This window comes from Coleofasciculus sp. FACHB-712 (assembly GCF_014695635.1).
In the GTDB taxonomy this organism is placed as follows: Bacteria; Cyanobacteriota; Cyanobacteriia; order Cyanobacteriales; family FACHB-T130; genus FACHB-T130.
Window position 1 is genome coordinate 21,070 of sequence record NZ_JACJOQ010000442.1, and the last position, 8,181, is coordinate 29,250.

Annotated in this window: 8 protein-coding genes; 4 read left to right on the forward strand and 4 right to left on the reverse strand. The window is 48.4% G+C overall.

Going from position 1 to position 8,181, the window contains the following annotated elements; translation table 11 throughout:
• Positions 1-171 precede the first annotated feature (171 nt).
• The gene (gene thiL, locus H6F50_RS13775) at positions 172-1,188 is read left to right on the forward strand and encodes a thiamine-phosphate kinase (protein WP_190410557.1); all 1,017 of its coding nucleotides are present in this window, start codon (positions 172-174) and stop codon (positions 1,186-1,188) included.
• On the opposite strand, the gene H6F50_RS13780 is transcribed toward thiL, so the two are convergent.
• The 3 genes from H6F50_RS13780 to nadD all read right to left on the reverse strand — a co-directional run bounded on the left by H6F50_RS13780 (position 1,185) and on the right by nadD (position 3,759).
• Positions 1,185-2,198: a type I glyceraldehyde-3-phosphate dehydrogenase gene (locus tag H6F50_RS13780; RefSeq protein ID WP_190410558.1), complete on the reverse strand. Its 1,014-nt coding sequence runs from the start codon at positions 2,196-2,198 to the stop codon at positions 1,185-1,187. The genes thiL and H6F50_RS13780 overlap by 4 nt on opposite strands.
• 701 nt (positions 2,199-2,899) lie before the next feature.
• The gene (locus H6F50_RS13785; RefSeq protein WP_190410559.1) at positions 2,900-3,049 is read right to left on the reverse strand and encodes a hypothetical protein; all 150 of its coding nucleotides are present in this window, start codon (positions 3,047-3,049) and stop codon (positions 2,900-2,902) included.
• 71 nt (positions 3,050-3,120) lie between these two features.
• Complete coding sequence (gene nadD, locus H6F50_RS13790; RefSeq protein ID WP_190410560.1) at positions 3,121-3,759, reverse strand: nicotinate (nicotinamide) nucleotide adenylyltransferase; 639 nt, start codon at positions 3,757-3,759, stop codon at positions 3,121-3,123.
• Positions 3,760-4,088: 329 nt separating this feature from the next.
• On the opposite strand from nadD, the gene murC reads away from it, so the two are divergent.
• The 3 genes from murC to H6F50_RS13805 all read left to right on the forward strand — a co-directional run bounded on the left by murC (position 4,089) and on the right by H6F50_RS13805 (position 7,162).
• Positions 4,089-5,630 carry a UDP-N-acetylmuramate--L-alanine ligase gene (gene murC / locus H6F50_RS13795; protein ID WP_190429131.1) on the forward strand — a complete coding sequence of 514 codons (1,542 nt, stop codon included), beginning with the start codon at positions 4,089-4,091 and terminating at the stop codon, positions 5,628-5,630.
• Positions 5,631-5,769: 139 nt separating this feature from the next.
• Positions 5,770-6,750, forward strand: a complete 981-nt coding sequence (gene murB / locus H6F50_RS13800) for a UDP-N-acetylmuramate dehydrogenase (protein ID WP_190429132.1) — start codon at positions 5,770-5,772, stop codon at positions 6,748-6,750.
• A gap of 73 nt (positions 6,751-6,823) precedes the next feature.
• Positions 6,824-7,162, forward strand: coding sequence for a YbaB/EbfC family nucleoid-associated protein (locus tag H6F50_RS13805; RefSeq protein ID WP_190410563.1), 339 nt, complete (start codon positions 6,824-6,826; stop codon positions 7,160-7,162).
• 218 nt (positions 7,163-7,380) lie between these two features.
• Here the strand turns inward: H6F50_RS13805 and H6F50_RS13810 are convergent.
• A partial coding sequence (locus H6F50_RS13810; RefSeq protein ID WP_190429133.1) for an SGNH/GDSL hydrolase family protein occupies positions 7,381-8,181 on the reverse strand: 801 nt, incomplete at its 5' end.

Consider the following 8,181-nt stretch of genomic DNA (forward strand, 5'->3'; position numbering starts at 1 on the left):
TTTAGAAAAGATTGCGGGTGAGGTAGACTGCCAAACGCCAGATAATGTCATCTTGAGACTGAGCTTGGACAATTGCTGGTAGCTACGACAGATATGTTGCTGGATAAGTCGATTTTAGCGATCGCGTTTCTTCTAGCCGCTAAACTATCAGACACTGAATAGTTTAGATGCATGAAAATTCGAGATATTGGAGAACAAGGTTTATTAGAACGATTGCAGCGCTTTTGTCCGCCGGAAGTTGTGGGGGATGATGCGGCGGTGATGACCCTTCAGCCTGGTCAAGAATTGGTAGTGACAACCGATTTACTGGTAGATGGAACTCATTTTAGCGATCGCACCACTTCCCCAGAAGACGCTGGCTGGCGTGCTGCTGCTGCCAATTTATCCGATCTAGCCGCAATGGGGGCACTGCCTCTGGGCATTACTGTAGGTTTGAGTGTCACGGGTGATACACCTGTCACCTGGGTTGAGCGACTCTATCAGGGACTCACCGAATGCCTGCAACAATACAATACAGCGATCGTCGGCGGCGATATTTGCCGCTCATCGGTGATTACCGTCGCGATTACCGCCTTTGGTCAAGCTTCACCAACTCAGATCCTTCGGCGCTCAAATGCTCAGGTAGGGGATGCCATTGTCGTCACCGGCGTTCACGGAGCCTCACGAGCTGGTCTAGAATTACTGCTTCATCCAGAGTTTGGTCAACACCTCAGTGAAACTGACAAAGCATCTTTAATCGAAGCTCACCAGCGTCCCAAGCCTAGGCTAGATGTATTGCCGCTTTTGTGGGAAATTTTAGATTTTCCATCCCACATCCAAAATCTAAAATCTAAAATTCCCGTGGCTGGCATGGACAGCAGCGACGGTCTAGCAGACGCCATTGTGCAAATCTGCCGGTGCAGCCGAGTGGGTGCCTATATCGAGCGCAGCGCAATTCCCCTTTCTCATGCCCTTACTCAGCTCGTGCCTGCCGAGCAAGCTCTGAATTGGGCCTTATACGGTGGTGAAGATTTTGAACTGGTGCTGTGCTTACCGTTAGAAAAAGCCCAGGCGTTAATCAAACGACTGGGCAAAGGAGCTGCTGTGGTCGGGAAAATTACTATCGGCTCAAACGTCTTGTTAGGAGACTCTACCGGCGTCTATCCCGACCAACAACTCACCCTAAGCCAAAGCTTTCAGCATTTTTAAGCTTTCCACTTCTGACCCACCAGTTCAGCCAAGTCTACAACCCGCTGAGAGTAACCCCACTCGTTGTCGTACCAAGAGACAACTTTAACCAGGTCTCCGCCCATAACCATCGTTAGACTGGCGTCCACAATGGAAGAAGCATCGGTACCCCGATAATCGCTGGAGACTAGCTCCAGTTCGTTGTATTCCAGAACGCCTTGCATAGGGCCTTCAGCAGCAGCTTTCAGCGCTTGGTTCACTTCATCCGCGAAGGTTTGCTTCTCGACTTGAATCACCAAATCCACTACGGAAACGTTTGGAGTAGGCACCCGCAAAGCAATTCCATTCAGCTTGCCCTTCAGCTCTGGCAACACCAAAGCTACTGCTTTGGCAGCACCCGTTGAAGTGGGAACAATGTTGAGCGCTGCTGCCCGTGCCCGCCGCAAATCCCGGTGAGAAGCATCCAGTAAGCGCTGGTCGCCGGTATAGCTGTGGGTGGTGGTCATCGTGCCTTTAATAATGCCGAAGTTTTCGTGCAGCACTTTGGCAACAGGCGCTAGGCAGTTGGTGGTGCAGCTGGCATTGCTGATCACAACGTGCTTGTCGTGGTCGTAGTCTTTATCGTTGACGCCTACCACAAAGGTGCCATCATCGTTTTTACCGGGAGCGGTAATCAGAACTTTCTTCGCTCCAGCCTTTATATGCTTGGATGCCCCTTCCTTGCTGGTAAAGACGCCAGTTGATTCGATAATCAGGTCAATGTCCCAATCTTTCCAGGGCAAGTTTTCTGGGTTGCGATCCGATGTGCATTTGACCGTTTTGCCGTTAACAGTGATGGAGTTGTCATCGTAACTGATATCAGCGTTAAACTTCCCAAGCATGGAATCATATTTCAGCAAGTGGGAGTTGGTTCTTGGGTCAGAAGTGTCATTGATCGCGACGACTTCTATATGGCTATTTTCCCGACCCAGCCAGCATCGCATAAAGTTACGTCCGATGCGTCCAAAACCGTTGATCGCTACTCTAATCACAGCGTCTTGCCCTCTGTCTTGTGACCTACAGAATTTTCCTGTTAATGACCCCAATCATATCGCAAAGGCTGAACAATTCTACCTAGTGGTTTGCAGCGATTCTCCTAAATCGAATCCGTTGTGGATCGAAACGAATCTTTCTTGACTGGAAAAAGGACAAAATCTAGAGAAACCGCGCGATCGCTGACGTGCTCGTTTCCAGCGTGGCACAACTTCTACCGCTAGAGGCTATGGGAAGGGGCGCGAGTCGAAGCGGAAGTGAACCGATTTTGAGGCTTTTGCGAGCTGAATTTTGGCCTAGATAATTATTTTATTGGTTTTTTTCTCCGATTTAGGCGATTTAATTGCTAATTAAATCTATTTTCTTATTATTAATCCCTGTAAAAACTTGTAGCTATTGTTTGGTACGAATAGTGCCTAAAAGCATAAAGTGAAGAATTTCAATTTTTTGACGGTAGGAGCATTAGGTACTCTGAGAACTACAGAAATCGCAAGTTTTAGGGTACTCGATCTCATTCCAGCGCCTAGTCTAACTGGTTGTTCCATATCTACCCCGAAACTGGTTGCTTAAGTTAAAAGCACTGATTGAGTTGTTTAACCTCGCTTGCGAGTTACGGAGGCTAGGTTAAGTACAAAGAAGCGCTACCAGCTTTTGACTAAGTGCTAAAACTTAAAGCCGAGACGACTTCATCTCCTGGTATTTACGAGGCTACAGGCTTAGTAGAGGACAGTATCAAGAAGCGATCGCCCACTCGCCAACTATGATGCAGCCATTCAACCCCAGCCAAATGACCTATTAGCGTTGTTTGACAAAGGGAATGCTCTGCCTGAATCGGGACGTTCTGAAGCATTCAAGAATCATTAAAATAATGATTCAAAATTAAAACGGCTCATAATTTTGAATCATTATTTTAATTCCAAATTAATTTAAAATCTCGCCTCCGTAGAGGTTGTGGATGGAAATATATACTCTGACAGCTTCTGGGACTAAATAACGAATCGAGTGTTTTTGGCGACAATAGTGGCGAATCAAACTTGATGAAATGCCCACTTTCGGCATTTTCAACAACTGCCAGCGAATCGTCAACTCTTGGGCGACAAGCTGTTGAACAATCTGCTGGCAGAGCAAATTTTCTCGGTTATCATCCACCGGGATCGGCAGTTCTTCTGGACGCGGTGCCACCAACCATTCACAAGCGGGTACAAGTTCCTGCCGTCGATGCCAACGAGGTAAGGTTCTGAAAGCGTCCGTGCCAATAATCCAGTGCCAGCGGCTATTCGGGTAGAGAATCTGGAGGTCTAAAAGGGTATTAATGGCATAATCTGGACGGGTGCAATTTGTCTCTAGAGGCGAGAAAACAAAGTTTGGATGGTCTGCGATCGCTTGTTGCACCATTTGAGCGCGATGCTCAAATTCCACCGCCACTTTGTAGGCAGGACAGCGACTCGGTACCCAAATGACCTGGTTTAGAGCCGCTTGAGATAAAGCAGTTTCCGCCATCAACAGGTGTCCACAGTGAATGGGATCAAAGGTTCCACCCAAAATTCCCAAGTTTTGCATACAAGATCCGTTGTGGCTTGTTTCCTATTCTCTAGGTTAAGCAGTAAAAATGCGGATGATCTGCTACTGTCTTGGTGTTAGTCTTTGCAGGAAGTTTCCGGACTGAAATGCATTTTGACGTGTAAAGATAAAAACCATCCCATGATAGAAGCCGCTCTATTTAGGAATGACCTAAAGTGCAGTTATAGCGACCGAAAGCGGATTCTGCGATCGCGCTCTGGGATTGTGCTGTAAATCTTGGCAAGGTTGTATCAAGAAAAATCAATTCTTGATATGATAGCGCGTGTTATCCGTGCAGCCTGGTGTGGTGTGGTGTGTAAGGAGCTAAGATGCCGAATACTGTTGATTTTACCGGGAGGCCGTTTCATTTCATCGGCATTGGTGGAATTGGAATGTCAGCTCTCGCCTACGTTCTAGCCAAGCGTAAGCTGCCTGTATCTGGATCGGATATTCATTCCAGCCATATTACTAAACGTTTGCAGGCCGTTGGCACTCATGTTTTTGGAAGTCAAGACGCCGCAAACTTGGAATTTTTTCAACCAACCGAGGACTCAGCCTACGAAGCATTACCAACGGCAGTCATTGGTATAAGCGATCGCCTGGAACCCTCCAGGGAACCTGTAGAAACTGGAGCAACTCGGTCGAGTAATCGAGGGTCATCTACGAACCTAAGGGCAATGGCTCTGCCCCAAGTGATTTGTTCAACTGCAATCAATCCGGCAAACTCTGAATATCGGGCAGCTATTGAATTAGGCTGTCCGATTTTTCATCGTTCTGATTTATTAGCAGCTTTGATTCAGGATTACCAAAGTATTGCTGTCGCTGGTACTCATGGGAAAACTACAACTAGCAGTTTGATTGGGTATTTACTGCTACAAGCAGGATTAGACCCAACAATCGTGGTAGGCGGTGAAGTGAATGCCTGGGGAGGCAACGCACGGTTAGGAGACGGTCCCTATCTAGTCGCGGAAGCGGATGAATCAGATGGGTCGTTATCGAGACTCTCAGCCGCAATTGGTGTGATTACAAATATTGAACTGGATCATCCAGATCACTATGAATCGCTCGAAGAGGTGATTAGCACCTTCCAGATATTCGCTAAACGCTGTAAAACCTTGGTGGGGTGCATTGATTGTGCTGTAGTTAGAGATTCTCTGCAACCCGCAATCAGCTATAGCTTGCAGCGAGATTCTGGGGCTGATTATACGGTCGATCGGGTGGATTATCGGGCGGATGGCACAGAGGCACAAGTTTGGGAACAGGGAGAAATTCTGGGGAAGCTCTCCTTAAAGTTGCTAGGCAAGCACAATCTCAGCAATGCCCTAGCAGCCGTGGCTGTGGGTCGTCAGCTGGGGATGGATTTTGAGGTAATTGCAGAGGCGATCGCGACCTTCGAGGGTGCCCGCCGCCGATTTGAGCTGCGGGGCGAGCGTAATGGCATCTACTTTGTGGATGATTATGCCCACCATCCCAGCGAACTTCTGGCAACCCTGTCAGCAGCTCGCTTGCAAGTGTTGCCGCCGCGAAGGCTTGTCGCTATTTTCCAACCACACCGCTACAGCCGGACGCTCGCTTTTTTACCGGAATTTGCTCAATCTTTTAAAGATGCCGATATTGTGATTCTCAGCGATATTTATAGCGCCGGAGAACCTAATTTGGGGCAGATTAGCGGTGAACAAGTCGCGGAATTAGTGGCGGGTAATCATCCGAACGTGCATTACCAACCGTCTCTCCCATCCATCTGTAAGTTACTTACAGATACCCTTCGACCGGGCGATTTGGCTCTGTTTTTGGGGGCGGGGAATCTAAATCAGATTATTCCTGAGGTCATGGCGTTCTATCAAAAAACTGACGAAGCCAGTCTCAAGTAATCGGTGATGACTGAATCCGTTAGCTGCATTGAAGTCGTACTTATGAGTAAAGAAGTTCCCAGCTAACAGATTCACTCAAAATTACTCAAAACTCATGTTGTGGCCTCAGCTGTCTCGGCATTCAAATTTGTGAATTGATATGACTCTCTCTTATGATCCAGCCAGCGTTGTAAACGCTTCTTCCCCCCAGAAAAAATCCACCAAGTCTTCTTCCCCGCTTTACCTACCAGGAACCGATTGTATTGTGCGATCGCAAGCTCCCCTCTCCAGCCTGACCTCTTTTCGAGTGGGAGGACCAGCCGAATGGTATGTAGCTCCCCGCCGTACCGAAGAACTGCAAGCTAGTTTTGAGTGGGCGCGGTATCAAGAATTGTCGATCACGCTCTTGGGAGCCGGTTCAAACTTACTGGTGAGCGATAAAGGTCTTCCCGGTTTAGCCATCTGTACTCGCCATCTCCGCCACACCAGCTTCGACCCCGAAACGGGTCAGGTGAGTGCAGGTGCCGGAGAACCCATCGCCCGCCTCGCATGGCAGGCAGCAGAACGCGGTTGGCAAGGGTTGGAATGGGCTGTTGGCATCCCCGGTACAGTCGGCGGCGCAGTGGTGATGAATGCAGGCGCTCACACCAGCTGTACCGCTGATATTTTAGTCAACGTCCAAGCCCTCTCACCCAGCGGAAAAGCTGAGATTTTGACACCACAACAACTGGGATTTGCCTACCGCACCTCAATTCTGCAAGGAGGCGATCGCTTGGTGACACAGGCAACCTTCCAACTCCAACCGGGAGCCGACCCAGCTCAAGTTATGGCAACAACTGCCAAACATCTAGAGCAACGGCGAACCACTCAACCCTACCATTTGCCAAGTTGCGGCAGCGTTTTCCGCAATCCCGATTCTCACAAAGCTGCCTGGTTGATCGAACAAACCGGACTCAAAGGCTACCAGATTGGCGGTGCCCAAGTCGCCCAACGCCATGCCAACTTTATCCTCAACTGTGGCGGTGCTAAAGCAAGCGATATTTTCCATTTGATTCGCTATGTTCAGCAGCAAGTGGAACAGCATTGGTCTCTGTGCTTAGAACCAGAAGTGAAAATCTTAGGTGAGTTTCAGCCTGCTTAAAGGTGTCGCCAGACGCCAGGGATACTAAGATTGAAATTGGCTTGCAAGTCTATCGCATACGGCATTAATAGTTATGACACAGAAAGGATTTGGCTTTGGCTTAGGCAAAATGAAAGAACTAGCCGAAGCTTTTAAAAAAGCCCAGCAGGTTCAAGAAGGTGCCAAAAGGCTCCAAGAAGAATTGGAGCAAATGGAGATTGGGGGAGAGAGCAGCGGTGGAAGCGTTAAGGTTTTCCTCAGCGGCAATCAAGAACCTCTGCGGGTAGAAATTTCAGCAGACGCCTACAATCAGGGAGCAGATGCTCTAGCTGAACTTGTAACAGCGGCAATGAAAGATGCCTACGAAAAATCCACGGCAACAATGCGATCGCGGATGGAAGACCTCACCAGTGGACTCGACCTGCCACTGTAACCCTTAAGGGATTTCCCAGGCATCAATAATCTGCCGCTCTTCTTAGGCAGGCTTCTCGCCTGCCACCTACTTATCGTAGAGAGACGGCTAGCAGGCAAAACTGCGGGAATATTTCCTAGGTTTAGAAATCTTTATAAGATAGGCACAATAACTTCAGGGATAGAGGAGAATTTGGCTCTACATTACTTGTTCTCTCCTCTGCTCCCTCGCTCTCCTGCCTATTGCGGCTGCTTTGCTGGCTGTATCTGTAGCCTTGGTAACTCCAAAAACGTTTTGTAGAGCCGATCTGCCATTACTGTATTGGCTTCATCCGTCAAGTGAATGGCGTCTGAAAAAGCCTGACCTGGGAAATTCTGGTAAAGCTTGTAAAAATTCAGCACTTTCACATTTTGCGGAAAACTTCTCTGTAACTGCCCAGTCTTTGTGTCTAATTGTCCATACCCGGCTTGCACTCGTTGGGTGTAGGTTGAACCGAGTTCGCTTAAAAGCTCCCGTTCTCTAAGAGAAAGATTATTGGTTGAGCGCCCCGTAATTTCTGGCTGAACCACCAAAACCAAAGGAATCTGCGCTGCTGCTGTCAGACGAACCATCTGTGTCTGGTGATTTTGATAACGCTTGACCCGACGCTCCAGCTCAGTGGTGTTAGCTGGCAGACGTTGTGCTAAAGGGACGCTTTCTTCTCTCACTGCCATCGTCAGCTGCTCTACAGTCGGTTGCGGTTTCAACACCCAATACTGTGTTGCTTTAACTAAATAGGTTTGATTGAGCCAGCGCTTCATGTCCTGAGTCAGGTCAAACCACAGATGTCCTGCTGCGTTGTTCAGAAATTTTTCTACATAAGGGATATTCGTTTCGTTTTCAGTGCTGGGTAGCATTAAATCTGCATACCCGTTCAAAACCACAATTGCATCAGGCTGGTAAGGCAAAATCTGGAGGGCAAGCCCAGCCAGTTCGTTCCCCGAAGTATAGCCAGGAACCGCCGCGTTAATGACACGATAGTTGCCTTCCCGAATCCGTAG